Annotated in this window: 14 protein-coding genes; 3 read left to right on the forward strand and 11 right to left on the reverse strand. The window is 47.1% G+C overall.

Annotation, left to right across the window (positions count from 1 at the left end; translation table 11 throughout):
* Positions 1-97: 97 nt before the first annotated feature.
* Both infC and DFP97_RS12220 read right to left on the reverse strand, forming a co-directional pair.
* A complete protein-coding gene (gene infC, locus DFP97_RS12215) occupies positions 98-586 on the reverse strand; it encodes a translation initiation factor IF-3 (protein ID WP_114380606.1) in 489 nt (162 codons plus the stop codon).
* A 369-nt stretch (positions 587-955) separates the two neighbouring features.
* On the reverse strand, positions 956-2,365 hold the full coding sequence (locus tag DFP97_RS12220) for an MATE family efflux transporter (RefSeq protein WP_114380274.1): 1,410 nt from the start codon (positions 2,363-2,365) through the stop codon (positions 956-958).
* 161 nt (positions 2,366-2,526) lie between these two features.
* On the opposite strand from DFP97_RS12220, the gene DFP97_RS12225 reads away from it, so the two are divergent.
* Positions 2,527-3,411 (forward strand): helix-turn-helix transcriptional regulator, encoded by an 885-nt coding sequence (locus DFP97_RS12225; RefSeq protein WP_114380275.1) that lies wholly within the window; start codon positions 2,527-2,529, stop codon positions 3,409-3,411.
* A 39-nt stretch (positions 3,412-3,450) separates the two neighbouring features.
* Here DFP97_RS12225 and DFP97_RS12230 read toward each other — a convergent pair whose 3' ends face one another.
* Together DFP97_RS12230 and DFP97_RS12235 are read right to left on the reverse strand one after the other, a co-directional pair.
* Entirely contained in the window at positions 3,451-4,365 is a 915-nt protein-coding gene (locus DFP97_RS12230; RefSeq protein WP_114380276.1) for an NADP-dependent oxidoreductase, read from the reverse strand.
* Positions 4,362-5,738 carry an MFS transporter gene (locus DFP97_RS12235; RefSeq protein WP_114380277.1) on the reverse strand — a complete coding sequence of 459 codons (1,377 nt, stop codon included), beginning with the start codon at positions 5,736-5,738 and terminating at the stop codon, positions 4,362-4,364. The genes DFP97_RS12230 and DFP97_RS12235 overlap by 4 nt, the downstream gene beginning before the upstream one ends.
* Positions 5,739-5,918: 180 nt before the next feature.
* Here DFP97_RS12235 and DFP97_RS12240 point away from each other — a divergent pair, with 180 nt between their 5' ends.
* Positions 5,919-6,782 carry a LysR family transcriptional regulator gene (locus DFP97_RS12240; RefSeq protein ID WP_114380278.1) on the forward strand — a complete coding sequence of 288 codons (864 nt, stop codon included), beginning with the start codon at positions 5,919-5,921 and terminating at the stop codon, positions 6,780-6,782.
* 156 nt (positions 6,783-6,938) lie between these two features.
* Here DFP97_RS12240 and DFP97_RS12245 read toward each other — a convergent pair whose 3' ends face one another.
* Together DFP97_RS12245 and DFP97_RS12250 are read right to left on the reverse strand one after the other, a co-directional pair.
* Positions 6,939-8,114 carry an acyltransferase family protein gene (locus DFP97_RS12245; protein ID WP_181873485.1) on the reverse strand — a complete coding sequence of 392 codons (1,176 nt, stop codon included), beginning with the start codon at positions 8,112-8,114 and terminating at the stop codon, positions 6,939-6,941.
* A gap of 95 nt (positions 8,115-8,209) precedes the next feature.
* Positions 8,210-8,761 (reverse strand): VanZ family protein, encoded by a 552-nt coding sequence (locus DFP97_RS12250; protein ID WP_245976200.1) that lies wholly within the window; start codon positions 8,759-8,761, stop codon positions 8,210-8,212.
* Between the two features lie 165 nt (positions 8,762-8,926).
* Between DFP97_RS12250 and DFP97_RS31905 the strand changes: the two genes are divergently transcribed.
* Complete coding sequence (locus DFP97_RS31905; protein ID WP_281270965.1) at positions 8,927-9,055, forward strand: hypothetical protein; 129 nt, start codon at positions 8,927-8,929, stop codon at positions 9,053-9,055.
* Between the two features lie 58 nt (positions 9,056-9,113).
* On the opposite strand, the gene DFP97_RS12255 is transcribed toward DFP97_RS31905, so the two are convergent.
* The 5 genes from DFP97_RS12255 to DFP97_RS12275 all read right to left on the reverse strand — a co-directional run bounded on the left by DFP97_RS12255 (position 9,114) and on the right by DFP97_RS12275 (position 16,423).
* Complete coding sequence (locus tag DFP97_RS12255; protein ID WP_114380281.1) at positions 9,114-11,648, reverse strand: EAL domain-containing protein; 2,535 nt, start codon at positions 11,646-11,648, stop codon at positions 9,114-9,116.
* A 36-nt stretch (positions 11,649-11,684) separates the two neighbouring features.
* Positions 11,685-12,500 carry a 6-carboxytetrahydropterin synthase gene (locus tag DFP97_RS12260; protein WP_114380282.1) on the reverse strand — a complete coding sequence of 272 codons (816 nt, stop codon included), beginning with the start codon at positions 12,498-12,500 and terminating at the stop codon, positions 11,685-11,687.
* 61 nt (positions 12,501-12,561) lie between these two features.
* On the reverse strand, positions 12,562-13,287 hold the full coding sequence (locus tag DFP97_RS12265) for an SDR family oxidoreductase (protein ID WP_181873487.1): 726 nt from the start codon (positions 13,285-13,287) through the stop codon (positions 12,562-12,564).
* Positions 13,288-13,448: 161 nt separating this feature from the next.
* The gene (galE, locus tag DFP97_RS12270; protein ID WP_114380284.1) at positions 13,449-14,483 is read right to left on the reverse strand and encodes a UDP-glucose 4-epimerase GalE; all 1,035 of its coding nucleotides are present in this window, start codon (positions 14,481-14,483) and stop codon (positions 13,449-13,451) included.
* A 38-nt stretch (positions 14,484-14,521) separates the two neighbouring features.
* The gene (locus DFP97_RS12275) at positions 14,522-16,423 is read right to left on the reverse strand and encodes a putative bifunctional diguanylate cyclase/phosphodiesterase (protein ID WP_114380285.1); all 1,902 of its coding nucleotides are present in this window, start codon (positions 16,421-16,423) and stop codon (positions 14,522-14,524) included.
* Positions 16,424-16,639: the final 216 nt, after the last annotated feature.

Consider the following 16,639-nt stretch of genomic DNA (forward strand, 5'->3'; position numbering starts at 1 on the left):
AACAAAGAAAGCGCATACATATCCATGTGAAAAGCAAGCTTTTAGCAAAGACAGACAGAGCAATCCCGGTACCCTGCCCATCCCTCGGGCAACCTCCTCACAAAGGCAGAACCTGCACCGCCGCTTGCTTGCCGCTAACCTGAATGCCCGACTGCTTCTTGCCGCTCCCGGCAAGGTCCTTGACCATTCGCTCAAGCAGCTCCTTCGCCTTCGGTCCTTCCTTGCCTTGAATGCGCACAATGAGCTGGACGCCATTGCCGGATGCAAGGAGCTTTGCCGCTTGCCGCAGCTTCGTGTCATAGTCATGCTCTTCAATGTGGGGAGTCAAGCGGAGCTCCTTCACCTTGCTTGGCTGCTCCTTCACTCTCTCCCCGCGTTTCTCTTGGCTGAGCTCCTGCTTCGCTTGCCCCTTTCCGACCAGCTTGCACGGCGGCGGACTGCTCATGAGCGAGGTGCAAACTAAATCCACCTTCAGCTCCCTGGCCATCGCCAGCGCTTCATCGCGTGATACAACGCCGAGGTCTTCTCCCTTCATGCCTGTCAGCCGTACCTCTGATGCTCGTATTTTCTCATTCATTATCATCATAGATGCCATTTCACACTCCAGCTCCCTTGCCAGCTATACGGAAAACAGCGGCTTGCAAGTGCGAGGCCGCTTTTTTCCTACTGCTACTATTATACAGGACTCTTTAAACCTCTGCATTGCCCATAATGTATAGAACCGATAATGGTTTTATCCAATAACTTTAATGCTTTCAAAGCTAATTTGTGACCTATCCTGTACTTTCTCCAATATAGAAAAGCTATCTCCTACTGAAAGTACTGCTGGTCGGACTAGAGGAGCCAATTTTACTGGAGATAGTCCAACATAGCCGCGCTTTTGAACAAAGTCTTCCCCCTATAATGGACAAAATCCAACATAGCCCTTCCAGCTCGCGCGATAATCTATCTTTATTCAAACATCCAGCGCCGACTGTTTGCCAAGCGGACCGCCGCCGCTGCCGTCTGCTTTTATTCCGGCATCGGCTTCGCTGCGTTCCGCCTTGCGCAGAAACTTCTGGCCCCTCCAACGAAACAGCGACACCGCGCCGCGTACATACTCATCCAAAATCATACATAAATAAATGCCGATCAGCCCCCAGCCGAGCTCAATCCCTACCCAGTACGCGAGCCCCGTCGCAATCAGCCACATCGAGAACATAGACGTCCACATCGTATAACGGGTGTCGCCGACCGCATTCAGCGCGTTGTTGAGCGCCATATTGATCATTTTGCCGGGCTGAAGCAGCAAATTGAGTCCCAATAGGGATACGCCAAGCGAGACGATCTCGGCATTTTCCGTGAACAGTCCGAGCAGCTGCCGGCCAAACAAAAAGATGAGGAAAGCGTTGACCGCCACGACCGCGAGACCGATCCACATGGCCCGGAAGGCTATGCCGTAAGCTTCCTTCACCCTGCCTGCTCCATACAGATGAGCAATTTGAATTTGTACCGCAAGCGCGACGGAATAGCCAAGCATGAAGCAGAACGCTTCCAGCGTGTTCATATACGTCCGCGCCGCCAGCTCATTCGAGCCGATTATTGCGATAAAGCTGAAAATAAGCAGCTGCGTGAAGAACCAGCAGGACATATTGACGCCGAGCGGCCAACCGATTCGCAAAATATCTCCGAAAAGCTTGCGGTTAAACACGTTAAAATCCCGAATACTGATCGTACGTTCAAAGGAGCCCAAAAACATGAAAAACAGCACAATCGCTGCCAATAAGCGGCACAGCACCGTTGAAACGGCCACGCCGAGCAAGCCCCATTTTGGAAAACCGAACGCACCGAAGATGAATGCATAGTTGAAAAAAACATGCACGACGTTCATTCCGATCGCCGTATACATCGGCCCCTTCGTATTGCCCGTATTGCGGATAGAGTTGCTGAGCGCCGCCATTACCGCAATGAGCACCATACCGCCGCCGACAATCGATATATACGTTTCCGCAAGCGGAAGCAAATGGTTCGGCAATTGCAGCAGCGAAGCTATCTCTCCCGGCATTAAATACAACACGATACTAATTACAATTCCTATGACGGCACTCACCTTAACCGCCATGATTGCAATCGTACGCGCATCTTCACTGTTCCTGGAACCGAGCTTCTGCGCAATTAATATGCCCGCGCCGCTGGCTATGGTTATAAATAAGGTCATCAATGCTTGAAACAGCTGATTAGAGAAGCCGACGACCGCAACCGCGTCATCCGATATCCGGCTAACCATCAGCGTATCCGCAGCCCCGAGTAAAAACTGCAAAAACAATTCTATAAATATCGGCCAAGCCAACATCCCCAGCGAAAACTTTTTATCCGTTTTAGCCATTCAAGCATCCCCCTGTGATGACCCTTTCATAAGGCCGCATCCGATGTCAAATCATCAATCGTCTTTTCAAATTATAGATGCTATACTGAGCTTGATGTATCAGTTTTACAACCGAAACTATAACGATTCAAACTTCAGCGTCTAAAGGAGCATCCCAGGCCATGACGATTTTCCATATGACGATTCCGCCGCTGCCGCATTACATAATCGGCGGCTATACCGTAGCGCCGCCAGGCCGCAAGCATCCAAGCAGACGCAACATCGAAGTGTTTGACCTGCTTGTTGTGACAAGCGGATGCTTATATGTCGGGGAAGAAGAACGCCACTACGAAGTAAGCGCTGGTCATGCGCTCATTTTACGACCGGATGCTTATCATTACGCAACGCTTGCCTGCCAAGAGCATACCGCTTATTACTGGATTCACTTTCAAACAAGCGGAGAATGGCACGTATCCGATCAATCGGTGACGGTACCGCTGGCCAACAGTTCGAATGAGAGAATGCTTACAAAAAATATTTATACAACACAAACCTTCACAAAGCAGCTGCCCCAGTTTACGAGGCTGCTCCAGCCTTCCAAGATGGAGAGCCTCATCCGCCAGCTTATGCAGCTCAATATGAATGACCATATCCCTAGCGTCAGATGGAAGCAGCAGCTTGTTTTTCAAGAGGTCATTGAACATTTGTCCGCTTCGATGGAGGCACATGGCCCGTCACCGTCCGCTCTGTGCGCGGAGCAGGCCGCTTCTTACCTGCGGGAGCATTACCGGGAGGATATATCGGCGCAGGAGCTCGGCGAGAGCATTAACTTCCACCCTGTCTATATCGCGAGATGCATGCAGAAGGAGTTCGGCTGCGCGCCGTTCGACTACTTGATGCGCTTCCGCATCGAACAGGCGAAGCTGCTGCTGCTGCAAACCGACCTTGGGGTCGCCCGGATCGCCGAGGAGGTCGGCTTCAACCACGCAGCCTACTTCACCTCCTGCTTCGCCAAATACGAGAGCATCTCGCCGCGTAAATACCGGCAGCGCTTTTCGCATGGATAAGAAAATTCAAGGACTTTTTATAGGCTTGTGAAATGCGATTTAGTTGACAGTAAGGACGACCTTGCCGCGGCCGTGCCGGCTCTCGACTTCTCGATGGGCGCTAGCGGCCTGATCCAGCGGAAAGACCTTCCTGATGTGGATGTGCAATTTCCCTTGGGCGTAAAGATCGCATAGTACGGCGAGCCGCGCGGCGGTCCGCGTTCCGATGATCGGGCGAATCCCGAGCTCATTTGCGAGATCGAAGGACACCATCGTTCGGATACGCTCCTTGCTCTTGACGAGCTCCATGGAGGCCCTCAACGCTTCCGGACCGGCGACATCCAGCGCTGCGTCCACTCCACCTTGCGCGAGTGCGCGCACCCGGTCTACAAGTCCTTCTCCATAGCTGACCGGGATCGCGCCGAGCGAGCGGAGATAGTCGTGATTGCTCTCGCTCGCAGTACCGATAACAGTGGCAGCACCCCATAACTTGGCCAACTGTACCGCGAAGGTGCCAAGACCGCCGGCGGCTCCATGGATCAGCACCGTGTCGCCCTCCAAGGAGCCAAGCGCCGTCAAAGCAAGGTGCGCGCCCTGTCCGTTGCCGGAAAACCCGCCCGCAACTTCCCACGGCATGTTTTCCGGCTTGATTACTATCTGGTCGGATTTGACTGCCACATACTCGGCATAACACTTCAGCATGTTGAACCCCAGCACTTCGTCGCCGACAGAGAAGCCGGATACGCCTTCACCCACCTGATCAATGATGCCAGCGAACTCGTTGCCTGGAATTTCAGGAAAAGTCATCGTATAGCCGGCAAGAGTCCAACCACTGCGCACTCCGTAGTCGTACGGCATCACGCCTGCTGCTTTGATCCGGACACGCACCTCGCTTGCACCCGCTTGCGGTTCCACAAGTTCCGTTAACCTTAACACCTCTGGTGGACCAAATGTAGAAAACGCCATCGCTCTCATAAAATATTCCTCCTCTGTTTGCTGGCTTTGCCGAACTGAAAATAATAAAGCAACAAAATAATCACATGCATAATCACAAGAACAAAATAAATATTGCTATAAACGAACGCGTCCGGATACGAATTCGCCGGATTCCAGTTGGAATCTGCGCCTTGATCAACCGTCTTGCTATAAACGCTTGCGGAAACCGCGCCGGCAATAAAGTTAAGCATCGCCAGCAGTCCCATTCCCACCCCGCTCTGATCTTTCGGCAGCGTCCGGGAAATCGCATTGGACAACGCAATGAGCATGAACGCTTGCCCCACATTGCCGAAGATCAGAAAGAAGGCTATGAACAGCGGCGAAATTCCTGAGAACGAAGACAATAGAACAAAACAGGTTAATAAAAGTACGGATGCCGTATAAAAAAGTACCGGATTGCCTTTCGAATCCGCCAGCTTGCCGCCTTTTCGTCCCAAGACCGCGGTTGTAATTGCGGCTGGAACCATCGCAAAGCCTATCATTCCCGGAGCCAGATGATTAACATTGAACAACAACTGCGGGCTCAGAAAAGCGAGTGAATAACCGATCCCGGTCCCCAGGAAAGCAATCGAGAGCCCCAGAGAATAACCTTTGCTTCTGAACAGGTCAGGCTTAATAAAAGGTTCCGGAACGGAACGGATTCTCACTACAAACAAAACGAACAAGACCAGGCAGCCGGCACCGGGAAACCACGCCTTATTCGTGATCGCCAGAAGCAGCAGTGCGACCGTTCCAGCGAGCATTCCGCCGCCAATCCAATCGATTTTCCCCGCCCTTTTTTGATCATCGTCCAAATATTTGCGGTAAAATGGCAATGTGAACAACGTAAAGAGAGGCATGCAGAACAGAAACCGCCAATGAACAACGCTGACCACTAAAGCGGCAACGACAGGACCGATCGCAGCGCCGATTGCCAAACCGGTCATTGATATTCCCAAAGCGCGTCCCCGGCTCTCAGGCGGAAAATAGCGAACCGGGATGATCGAGGCCGTAGCCGGAATAACTGCAGCCCCCACTGCCTGCAGCATCCGGCCGAGGAGAACCATCCAATAATCTTGAGCGGCTAGACCGATCATGGAGCCGAGAGCAAAAAAGATGAGTCCGAATGTGATCAGATTTTTGAGCTTGTAGGTGTCGGCGAGCTTTCCATAGGTAACGGTTCCGATGGCATAGATCAGTAAAAAAGCTGATGTGACCCAGCTGACTTGCGCGAGTGAAAGGTGAAATTCCGCGCCGATCTCAGGCAATACAATATTGAACATCGTCGCGCTCATCACAGATATGACAAGAGTGAATGCAAGAATACGAATCAATTTTTCTCCTGCTTGTTGCTGTTGAACTCCGGTTTCCAAAGCCGCGCGTCCCCCTTCTGCCACACTTCACTTCAACACTTCATTTCCACCAGCACTTCTTCCCGGGAAAGGGCGTTGTTTTGCTTACATGCTTTATTTTATAATCGATTCTAAATAAACAAAAATACATCTTAAGCAATATAGTTTATATACCAGGGTATATGGGAAGGGGAGAAAAGGATGGAACTGCTGCAATTGCGGTATTTTAGAACGGTGGCCAAAATGGAACATATGACGAGGGCTGCCCAGGAGCTGTGTATCGCACAGCCCGCGCTCAGCAAGACGATCGCCCGGTTAGAGGAAGACGTCGGGGTCCCGTTATTTGACCGCCAGGGAGGGCGAATTCGGCTCAACACATTTGGAAAAGCGTTTTTGGATAGAGTGGAAAAGGCGCTCACCCTGCTGGACGAGGGACAGAAGGAGGTGGCCGAGCTAGCAGGACTGGAGCATGGGAGCATTCATCTGGCGACTTCGACTCTGGATCGTTTGTCGGAACCATTGAGCGATTTCCTTTCTCATCACCCGGAAGTCAACTTTAGGATCACACAGACTGCAACGGAAGAAATAGCATACTTGCTTGAAGCCGGTGAGGTTGATATTTGCTTTACTGCACTGCCTATCGATCGCCCGGGATTTGCACAGGCGACCGTGCTTAACGAAGATGTTTTTTTGGCCGTTCCTCAAGGGCACCGATTTGCGGATCGCATTAGCGTTCACTTAAGCGAGGTGGCTGATGAACCATTTATCGGCTACAAAGAGGAATTTCCGTTTCAAAAAATGAACGATATGTTCTTCCGGCAGGCAGGGATAACGCCAAATTTCGTCTGCCGGGTAGACGAACCCGCTGCCGTTGCAAGTCTTGTCCGCGCCGGGCTGGGTGTTGCGCTTTTCGGATGCAAAAGCGGAGAGGATTCCAAACTTACTCTACTCTCTATTGAATCTCCTGTCTGTCAACGCCATTACCAAATCATATGGCATGAAAAACGGTACCTTTCCTTGGCGGCCCGCAAATTTCGTGACTTTGTCATCCAGTACTTTGCTTAAACCAAGCGTAAACGGCTGTCGCCGTCTTGGCGGCAAAAGCTCGTTTCGCGGTGAAATATAAGCATCGTATAAGGTTCAAATTTATACTTTCTTATATTTTAAAAAAAGGAACAACTCTCAATCGAGAGCTGTTCCTTCTCTACCTTATCTACTTCTTTACATCCTGGCGGAAGCACCGCTGCCCGCTGGAACGGATTGCTTCTTGCCCCGGCTCGTCAGCAGCTTACCTAAACGAATGGCCGGCAGCTCGACAAAGTAATAACTGAGCGCGCCTACTGCAAATGAAACTACAAAGGCAATCATAACAATATATGATGTATCCAGCATACCATTTAGCAAATGCGCCAGCGATAATAGCACAATCATATGATACAAGTATAGGCTGTACGATATTTTGCCCAAAAATAACAAGGGCTTACGTTGCAGCAGCGTCGATAAACGCACCGACGATATAGCTGCGACGATAAAGAAAGAGGCTCCCAAGGCAATCATCCAATCGCCCCGGTCCGGCTTGAATATGTCATGAAATGGTTGTCCATAGCCGATCCATTTGAACGAATAGGCGCATATGGCAACCATAACAAGCAGCCCGATCCACCACCCGTTCAAGCGGGAGTAGGCTTGTCTCAGTCCATCTCTATATCTCGCCAGCAGCGCGCCAATAATAAAGAACGAAGTATAGTGCAGGGTAATCACATAATTTGTCATGTAGCGTGTTTCAAAATGAGCCAGTAAATACTCAGCCCCGTAGGATAAAGCGAAAGCAAGCGGCAAGCCGAGCTTCCAGCCGCCTTTTACAAGAATAATCATAATAAAAGGGAATAATAGCGATATACGCATCTCGTGCACGAGCGTCCACAAGATCGGATCATACTTCGTCGTATTATAATTTCCGATAAACAGCAAATGATGCAAAATCGAAGCAAAATCCGGCGGTCTCGTCCACAAATTGTTATAGTACCCGGTCAATTCCGTCAGCTTCGTCTCAAATACCGCTTCTCTCATCAAAATAGCTGCGAACAAAGCGACGACGAACGGAATATAAATCCGGCATATCCGTTTGATCACATATTTCGTATACGGCTGCTGACGATCGTTGTAAAAAGGTAGTGAAAGTACGAAACCGCTAAGCAGGAAAAACATGATAACCGCTTCATGCCCGCCCCAAAACGTATGCAGCGGCGTATATTTAAGCAGATTCAGCGGATATTCCAAAAATCCTAAGCTCGATGTATTTTGCGCAAAGGGCGTGAACACGATAAAAAAATGTCCCACCATTACCGCAAGCGCGGCTAATCCCCGGAGCGAATCTAGTTGTTCAAAGCGTTGCAAGCTGCGACTCCCCCTATATACCTTCGTAATCTTACTCAAACGATAATTATAAGGGATACGCATCATTTTGTCCGCAACTTTTTATTTCCGTTCCCCTACTTAAATCTTCTCCAAAGCTTAAAAAAACCTATCATCAATAAGCAAACAATCATGCCAATACATGCCCCTGTAAAATCCAGCACAACATCCGTCGCATTTCCTGTGCGCTCATCGGATTGAAGCTGATTCCATTCATCCAAAGCCGGAACCGCAATGGCCACAACGAGCGTCACCGCAATCGCCCGGAACAAGCGCTTGGGATTTAAAGAACGCATGAACATAAATAGAATAGAAGCAAAGGTGGCATACACAAACAAATGAGCGCCCTTGCGGAACAGAAATTCAATAAAGGCATAAGGCGAAGCATGCGAATTAATAACGCTATACCTATATTTTATCGTCACTTCAGGCAGACGCCGGACAATATCTATATAAATATGTGATTTCCTTAATAACGGTTGTATGCTTTGCTGCTCATATGATTGAGAGGAAAATACAAAAACGAGCGTTAACCACCCGATTAACAATATTCCCCATAATAGAGTTGGCAGCCATTTCATAGATTTATTCACTTTTACTTTCGCATTCGCTTTCACTTTCGATTGCACCTCCAACAAAAACGCTGTTCCTCCTATCATACTTCAAAATGGCATGCAATCACAAAACGGTCATTCCAGCATGTACACATACAGTAAAATAGTCCTAATTCATTCTAGTCAATAAGTCTTAAGTTTGGTATTATTACAAAGAGAATAGAATAAGAGGTGAGCTCATTGTCCGGCTATATGATGTTTACAGAACTATCGACACCATTGAAGCTGTTTGGCATCCGGGTATTCAAAGACGAAAAAGGTCACTTCTGGTATAAGCTTGGAAAGAATAAACGCAAACGTTTAATTTAGAATTAAAAAATCCCCGACCGCAAAGGCCAGGGAAAAGATATTCACTTAGGCAAAACCTTTAGCCTTTATCAACCTTGCCTGCCGCGACTTCCTGGATGGATAAATACGTTTGGACAAACTCATCGGCAGATACGGGCTTACTGAACAAATAGCCTTGCGCTTCCATACATTTATGCTGGAAGAGGAAATCGAGCTGTTCCTTAGTCTCTACTCCCTCAGCAATGACGTTCAGATTCATATTTCGAGCCATCGCTATGATCGTAGCGCAAATTTCTGAATTTTGCCCCTCCTTAATATCGCCGAGGAAGGATTTATCAATCTTCAATGTATCAATCGGCAGTTTATTGAGATAACCCAGCGAAGAATAGCCGGTTCCGAAATCATCCATCGCTATCCGGATCCCTAATTTCTTCAAAGCATTAAGCTTCGCAATGACATACTCTTCATTATGCATGGCAATGGTTTCGGTAATCTCGAGTTCCAAATACTGAGGATCAAGGCCCGTTTCCGATAAGATTTCGGTTACATTCTCCACTAAGTTCATTTGCTGGAACTGGCGTGCAGATAAATTAACAGAGACTCTCATTGGAGGAAAACCGGCTTTCTGCCATGCTACATTCTGCTCACAGGCCTTGCGAAGCACCCATTCCCCGATCGGCACGATTAACCCTGTTTCTTCTGACAGGGGTATAAAATCGGCAGGCGAAATCATGCCCGCTACACCGTGTTTCCAACGAATCAAGGCCTCATTGCCGATAATTTTGCCTGCGTTTAACTCAATCTGAGGCTGGAAGAGCAGCGTAAATTCATTCAATTCCAACGCCTTTCGCAAGCCTTGCTCTAATTGAGCCCGTTTGTAAATGAAGTCGTTCATTTCAGGCTCATAAAACTGATACGTGTTTCTCCCTTGCTCCTTGGCACGATACATGGCGATATCCGAGTTTTTAACCAGCTTATCCGCATGATCTCCATCGGTTGGGTACAGGCTGATTCCAATGCTAGGCGTCACGAACAGCTCGTTCCCCATGTAAACGAAAGGCTTTGCAAGCACCTTCAAGAGCTCCTGGGCTTTGCTGGCAGAAAGCTCTCTATTGTAATTCGGAATCAAAACAATGAATTCATCGCCGCCTATACGGGCGACCGTTCCATTTTCTTCGGTATGCTCCACAATTCGTTTAGCAACAGCCTTCAGCAAAAAGTCGCCAACCGTATGTCCAAACATATCATTAATCATCTTGAAGCGATCCAGATCCACGAAAATGACCGCCATCGTCTCCAAACGCTGCAATTCTTCATTGAACTGGCTGGTAAGATACCGAAGGTTCGGCAAGCCCGTTAAGAAATCGTGGTAAGCTTGATATTCAATTTCGGCATTTTTCTCTTTTAATTCTTTTGTAGAGGTATCCAGGTTCCGCGACATCGTATTAACTTGTACAGACAGCATGCCAAGCTCATCTTTCCGGTCGATCGACAGCTGTGCGCCAAAATTGCCTTTCGCAATTTCATTTACCTTCTTTAATATTCGGTTGACCGGTTTAACAATATAAGCGGCGAGCAGATAGCTGAACCCGATAACAAAGAGCAAAACGATAATGGAAATGATAAAATTATTGAATAATTGCTTATTCAACACGCCCTGGATGACGTCATAATCGGTGACAATACCAATGACATAAGGTATTTCCGATTGAATGGGGATGAAGCTCTTTAACACCTTCTTGCCGCTGATTGCGGCCTCTACGCTCATCAGCTTACCTGTGGCCATCACCTCGGAGACAATCCGTACATCATTCTCCTTGTCTTCATATGAATATTTGCCGAATTGAATTTCCTGATTAACAAAATCAATGTATTTTTGCCCATCCGTTTCCGTATAAATAGGCGGCTTTCCGAAAGTAAGCGGGTTAAAGCCGGTGATCTCCAAAAGGGCATCATTGCTCTCCAAAGCCTTAGTAACAATCGAATCGGCGCCAACCTCTTGCTTGAAGTTCATGATCTGACTGTCCCAAACGGCTGGGTTAATGATATAGTTCGTTGTCCCGTCGTAATAGTACCCCCATTTAGCGACATGATCAGGATTGGTATAGGAAGTGTTCATCGGGCCGGACCAATAGTTCTTCAGCTTTTGCCCTTCAGGAATGTTTACATTCTGATGATCCAGCAGCTGTTCAAATGCCGTAAACCAATACCCCCAGTCCTTTGTGCTCATATTCCGTTCTTTAGGATCGGATGATTTCACTCCCTTAATGTCATCGTCTACTCTTTCGAGCAGCGTAATATACGAGACGCCTACCTTGTTCGCAACCTCTTCTAATTGTTCGTCGGTAACCTTGTCGATATCCTTGTTTAAGGCATACTGGGCGGCGACTGCCGCGAAGCGCAATTTTTCCCCGATCAAGTCTTCTACATACTGCGCCCCATAATTAGAATGCTCGATTGTAATGCCTATAGCTTTAGCCATGAGCTCCATTTGCTTCTCCTGGTCTTTCCGCAGCAGGTTTTCCGTGGTGACATAAAATAATACATTATTCATAATGAGAACAGCCGTTACAACAAGTGCAAAAATGATGGATAACTTCTTTTTTAACGACACTTGCAATCTCTCCCTGTACTTGATCTACCCATCTATCTATCTACCGGGACCTAAATATTCAAAATAGTTTTTCTCTGTTTCCCATAATCCGATTTTGTACAGACCAGGCAGTGAAGTCTCCAGCATCTCCCAGATGACCTTGACCATAATGTCCGAGGTAGGATTAATATTTCTGAACTCTTCCGTATCGAGATTCAAATTTTTATGATCAAACTTATCGATAACGATCCGGTTAACCTTCTCGTCCAGCTCGGCCAGATTAATAACCATTCCTGTCACAGAGTCTGGCCGTCCGCTCACGGTCACATCAAGATAATAATTATGCCCATGCCCATGAGGGTTATTGCATTTGCCGAAGATCTGCTTATTCTCTTCATCCGTTAACAGATCGCTGTGCAGGCGGTGAGCCGCGCAAAAATGATATTTTCTGGACAATTGAACCATCTTGTCACTCCCTTTTTCTGAAAGTAAATAATGATTTTCATGCAGGCGGATCTTGTGCAGTTCACAGCCTTCTATCTGGTTCTCAAGCGCGTTCCATAAGTATTCCGCGATATTTTCCGTAGTAGGGATACGTTCTGCAAAATAAGGATGCTCATAATTCAAAAACTTCCCATCGAATTCTTCCTGAATGAGATGCTTGACCACCTTGTCGATGTCGGTGATATTGACCACGATACCCGACCGCTCATCAAGCGGACCCTTCACCATCACTTCAAGCGTATAATCCTGCCCGTAACCATTCGGATTGCTGCGTAAGCCGAAAACCTGCCTGTTTTCTTCATCGCTCCAATCCTCTACCCTGTATCGATTGCTTGCAGAGAAATAAAGCTTTCTTGATAAATAAATCATGGTCCCATCCACCTTTTCCAAAGATCAGTCATATTGTCTTATCCTGTTGGTGATGATGCATCTATCCTATTAATTTGCTGGTCAGAATTCCCTTAGGCGGCATGATCTTAATCTCATCCATCCGGATGTGCAGCGGCTTAGCAGCAACTTCGATGATGGCATCCGCCACATCCTCTACCGGAATCATCTCGTCCGGATCAAACGCCCCAAGCCCATCGGTCATCTCCGTCCGGGTTGCCCCGAGAATAACGGTTGTGGCTCTAATTCCGAATTCTTTTCCTTCTTCGTTTATAATTTGGGTAAAACCATGCACAGCGTACTTCGAGGTCCCATAGGAACCATTATGTATAATAGGCGTAACGCCGGAAATCGAGGAAAGGTTGATAATCCGGCCGCCGTCATTTCTCTTCATCAGCTTGAATGCTTCCCTGGAAGCAAGGAACACCCCGGTTACATTTATATCGAGCACCCGTTTCCATTCTTCAAGCGTTGTATCAACAATAGGCTTGAATATGCCTATGCCTGCGCAATTAATAACCATATCCACCCTGCCATGTTGAACAGCGATTCTACCAAAAAAGTCTACAACCTGCTTCTCATCCGTAATGTCCATATATATCCGGCTTACCTCCCCAGCAGCCGGAGGACTATCATCCTTGGATCCCTTAATATCTCCCGACCAGACACAAGCTCCCGACTTGGCCAGCATCTCTCCGACCTTCTTGCCAATCCCTTGCGCTCCGCCAGTAATAACTGCTACCTTGCCGAAAAGACTATTTTTGTCCAAATGTAATCCCCCATAGCTACTAGTTCGAATTTACATTATAGAGTAAGTTTATTCTACATGATACGACAATTTACCTGCTTGACTTGTAAGAATAGTGACTAAAGATCTTAAAAAATCCCTAACCACTAGGGTCAGGGAATTTCTTGCATATTTTAGCTAGTTCACACCAGGCTTGATTGTTCCATTTCTTCATATCCGTTCGGGTTATGTAACTGCCAACGCCAAGCATCCGCGCACATTTCCTCGATTCCTCTCTGTGCAGCCCAGCCTAATTCCTTAATCGCCTTAGACGGATCCGCATAACAGACGGCAATGTCGCCAGGCCTCCGGTCTACAATGGTATAAGGAATCTTCCTGCCTGATACTTGTTCGAATGTACGAATCATTTCTAACACGCTATAGCCTTTGCCCGTACCAAGATTATAGGCCTCTACGCCGGTCGTTGACATGGCTTTCTCAATGGCCTTAAGATGCCCCAAAGCAAGGTCCACCACATGGATATAGTCTCTTACCCCCGTACCGTCCGGCGTTGGATAATCGTTGCCGAATACCCGAAGACTTTTCAACTTTCCAACCGCTACCTGCGTAATATATGGCGTTAAATTATTAGGAATGCCGCCCGGATCCTCGCCGATTCGGCCGCTTACGTGAGAGCCCACCGGATTGAAGTAGCGCAAGAGCGAGATACTCCAGTCATGATCAGAAACATAAAGATCCCGCAGCATTTCTTCAATCATCAATTTGGTACGTCCATATGGATTAGTAGCCCCCAGAGGAGAATCCTCGGATATAGCCCCTGATTCAACAGAGGTATATACGGTAGCCGAAGAACTAAATACCATTCTTTTCACATCGAACTTTTGCATGACCTGGCAGAGAATAAGAGTTCCGGTAATATTATTATGATAATAATGGAGAGGCATCTGAACGGATTCACCGACTGCTTTATACCCGGCCAAATGGATAACGGCATCAATGTTGTTTTCGAGAAAAATAGCTTCTACACTGTCCCTATCCAACAAATCGACGTTATAAAAGGTGATAGGTTTGCCCGTAAGCTCACGCAATCTACGTAAGGATACAATATGACTATTACTAAGATTGTCCGCAACGACTATTTCATAGCCGCTATTTAATAACTCCAAGCAGGTATGACTGCCAATATAGCCAGCCCCTCCAGTTACTAGTATCGCCATCTACTAATTCCCCCTCAAAGAAATGTTATCATCCCAAGCTAATCCAAATAGGTGATCGGTTTGCCGCGTGTCAGTAAGGTTCCGAGCAGAACGGGATCGATTGGCGGGCTGAAATAATATCCCTGAACCATATCGCAGTCAAGCTCATTGAGACAATCCAACTGTCCCGTTGCTTGTACGCCCTCGGCAACCACTTGCATATTCATATGGTGCGCCAAGGAAATGATCGTTTGCACGAGGTTCCGATCATTCGTTTGATGAACAATATCTTGAATAAAAGAACGGTCTATTTTCAACTCATCAATCGGCAGGTGTTTCAAATAAGCCAACGAGCTGTAGCCCGTACCGAAGTCATCGATACTGATCTTAACGCCCAGATCCTTCAGCGCTCTTAACACATGAATAGAGGACTCAAAATTTATCGTAATGCTTTCCGTTATTTCAAGAACGAGCTGCTCCGGCTCAATACCTGATTCAAAGACAGCTTGTTTAACAACATCGACAATATTGCGCTGCACGAATTGTCTCGATGAAATATTAACGGAAACGGTATGCGGAACACCTGATATCTCTTGAAAAGCTTTCACTTGCCGGCACGCCTGAAGCAATACCCACTCACCGATCGGAACGATAAAACCCATTTCTTCGGCAATCGGGATAAATTCATTCGGCGATATCGTGCCAAGCACCGGGTGGTTCCACCTTATCAAAGCCTCTACTCCGACAATTTCTTTCGAAGACAATAGTATTTTAGGCTGATAGAGCAAGGAGAACTGATTTCTGGCAACGGCAACCGGGAGTTCATTCTCCATCAATACTTTTCTTTTAAAATCAACATTTCGCTGCTTGTCCTTCCGCTGCTCCGGATTCCAGTCCTTCACCTGATTTAAGGTATAGTGCGCAAGACGAATAATCGATTGCTCGTCTTCTCCGTCTACGGGATAGCTGGAGATACCGATTCCGAAATCCAGCTTGATTTCATCTTCTCCGATCAGGAAAGGCAGCGTGAGCTGTTCCTCGATCTGACTATGCAGCTCAAAGCCTTGCTGCTTATTCACACCTGGAAGCAGCACTTTAAATTGATCATCGCTTATTCTAGTGGTGATGTTATTCAACTGCAAACTCTGCACGATCCTCTTGGCAATCAGGACCATAAGCTCATTGCTATTTGTTCTTCCGATTGTATTTCGCAGCCACTTGAACCGGTCAATCTGAATAATGAGAAGAGCGAATTCCTCGTTCGATCCAATCAACCGGTTTAGCTCATCATATAATACCCGGGGATTTGGCAGCCCTGTTAAATAATCGTGATTAGCAAGAAATTGAATCATTTGATCTGCATGCTTGCGCTCCGTAATATCCCGGAACACGGATACAACATCAATCCGATTCCCTTTCCTGAACGTCTTCGAATTTACTTCAACCGATAGGACCGAACCGTTCTTCGTATGAATCTCAGCCTCTTCCACCCTTTCTCCATCCTTCACTAAGCTGGATAGATTGGAGGAGAATGCGGATGAGTGAATATAGCGAAATGGCGAAAGGACACGAAGCTCATCTTCAGAATAACCGGTCATTCTTTGAAACAAGTCATTCGAGCCTCTAAACTGCATGGAGAAATGCTCATCTATTGAAAACAGCACAATACCATCGTTGGCATGCTCGAATATCTCGCGAAAGCTTTCTTCACTCTTCTGCGCCTTCTGCTTGACCTCCAGAATTTGTTTCAAGTACCGCCGCAGCAGCATATGAAGCAGCATACCGGTGATGATGACGTATAAAATGCCCTTCAGAGATTCCTGCGGATGCACCTCATGAATACCCGATCGAGCGAACCAGTAATCCGTAAATATAACCCAAAGAATACCGCATGTGATATATAAGCCCAAAATTTTTGCTACACTCAAATTCGACTTGGAGCCTGATTTCCGTTTGATCATGTGGCTAGCTATTCGCCTCCGTTCAAAATCTATCGTTTCCGAGAAGCTCTTCTAGTAAATATGTATATCTAGATAATTCGACACATTCATACATATACCTTCATCGAACTATACGACGATATTAATGAAATTAAAGGGACTAACAGACTATTACTAAGCATGTTGAAAATAAAAAAAATCCCCAACCTAGAGGGTTGGGGAAGCTATATTAGTTTA

It is taken from the genome of Paenibacillus prosopidis (genome assembly GCF_003337375.1).
GTDB lineage: Bacteria > Bacillota > Bacilli > Paenibacillales > Paenibacillaceae > Pristimantibacillus > Pristimantibacillus prosopidis.

Excerpts from the sequence above, each read along its gene's own strand:
- infC (WP_114380606.1), bottom strand. The coding sequence starts at position 586 with ATGATGATAATGAATGAGAAAATACGAGCATCAGAGGTACGGCTGACA.
- DFP97_RS12220 (WP_114380274.1), bottom strand. The coding sequence starts at position 2,365 with ATGGCTAAAACGGATAAAAAGTTTTCGCTGGGGATGTTGGCTTGGCCG.
- DFP97_RS12225 (WP_114380275.1), top strand. The coding sequence starts at position 2,527 with ATGACGATTTTCCATATGACGATTCCGCCGCTGCCGCATTACATAATC.
- DFP97_RS12230 (WP_114380276.1), bottom strand. The coding sequence starts at position 4,365 with ATGAGAGCGATGGCGTTTTCTACATTTGGTCCACCAGAGGTGTTAAGG.
- DFP97_RS12240 (WP_114380278.1), top strand. The coding sequence starts at position 5,919 with ATGGAACTGCTGCAATTGCGGTATTTTAGAACGGTGGCCAAAATGGAA.
- DFP97_RS12260 (WP_114380282.1), bottom strand. The coding sequence starts at position 12,500 with ATGATTTATTTATCAAGAAAGCTTTATTTCTCTGCAAGCAATCGATAC.
- galE (WP_114380284.1), bottom strand. The coding sequence starts at position 14,483 with ATGGCGATACTAGTAACTGGAGGGGCTGGCTATATTGGCAGTCATACC.
- DFP97_RS12275 (WP_114380285.1), bottom strand. The coding sequence starts at position 16,423 with ATGATCAAACGGAAATCAGGCTCCAAGTCGAATTTGAGTGTAGCAAAA.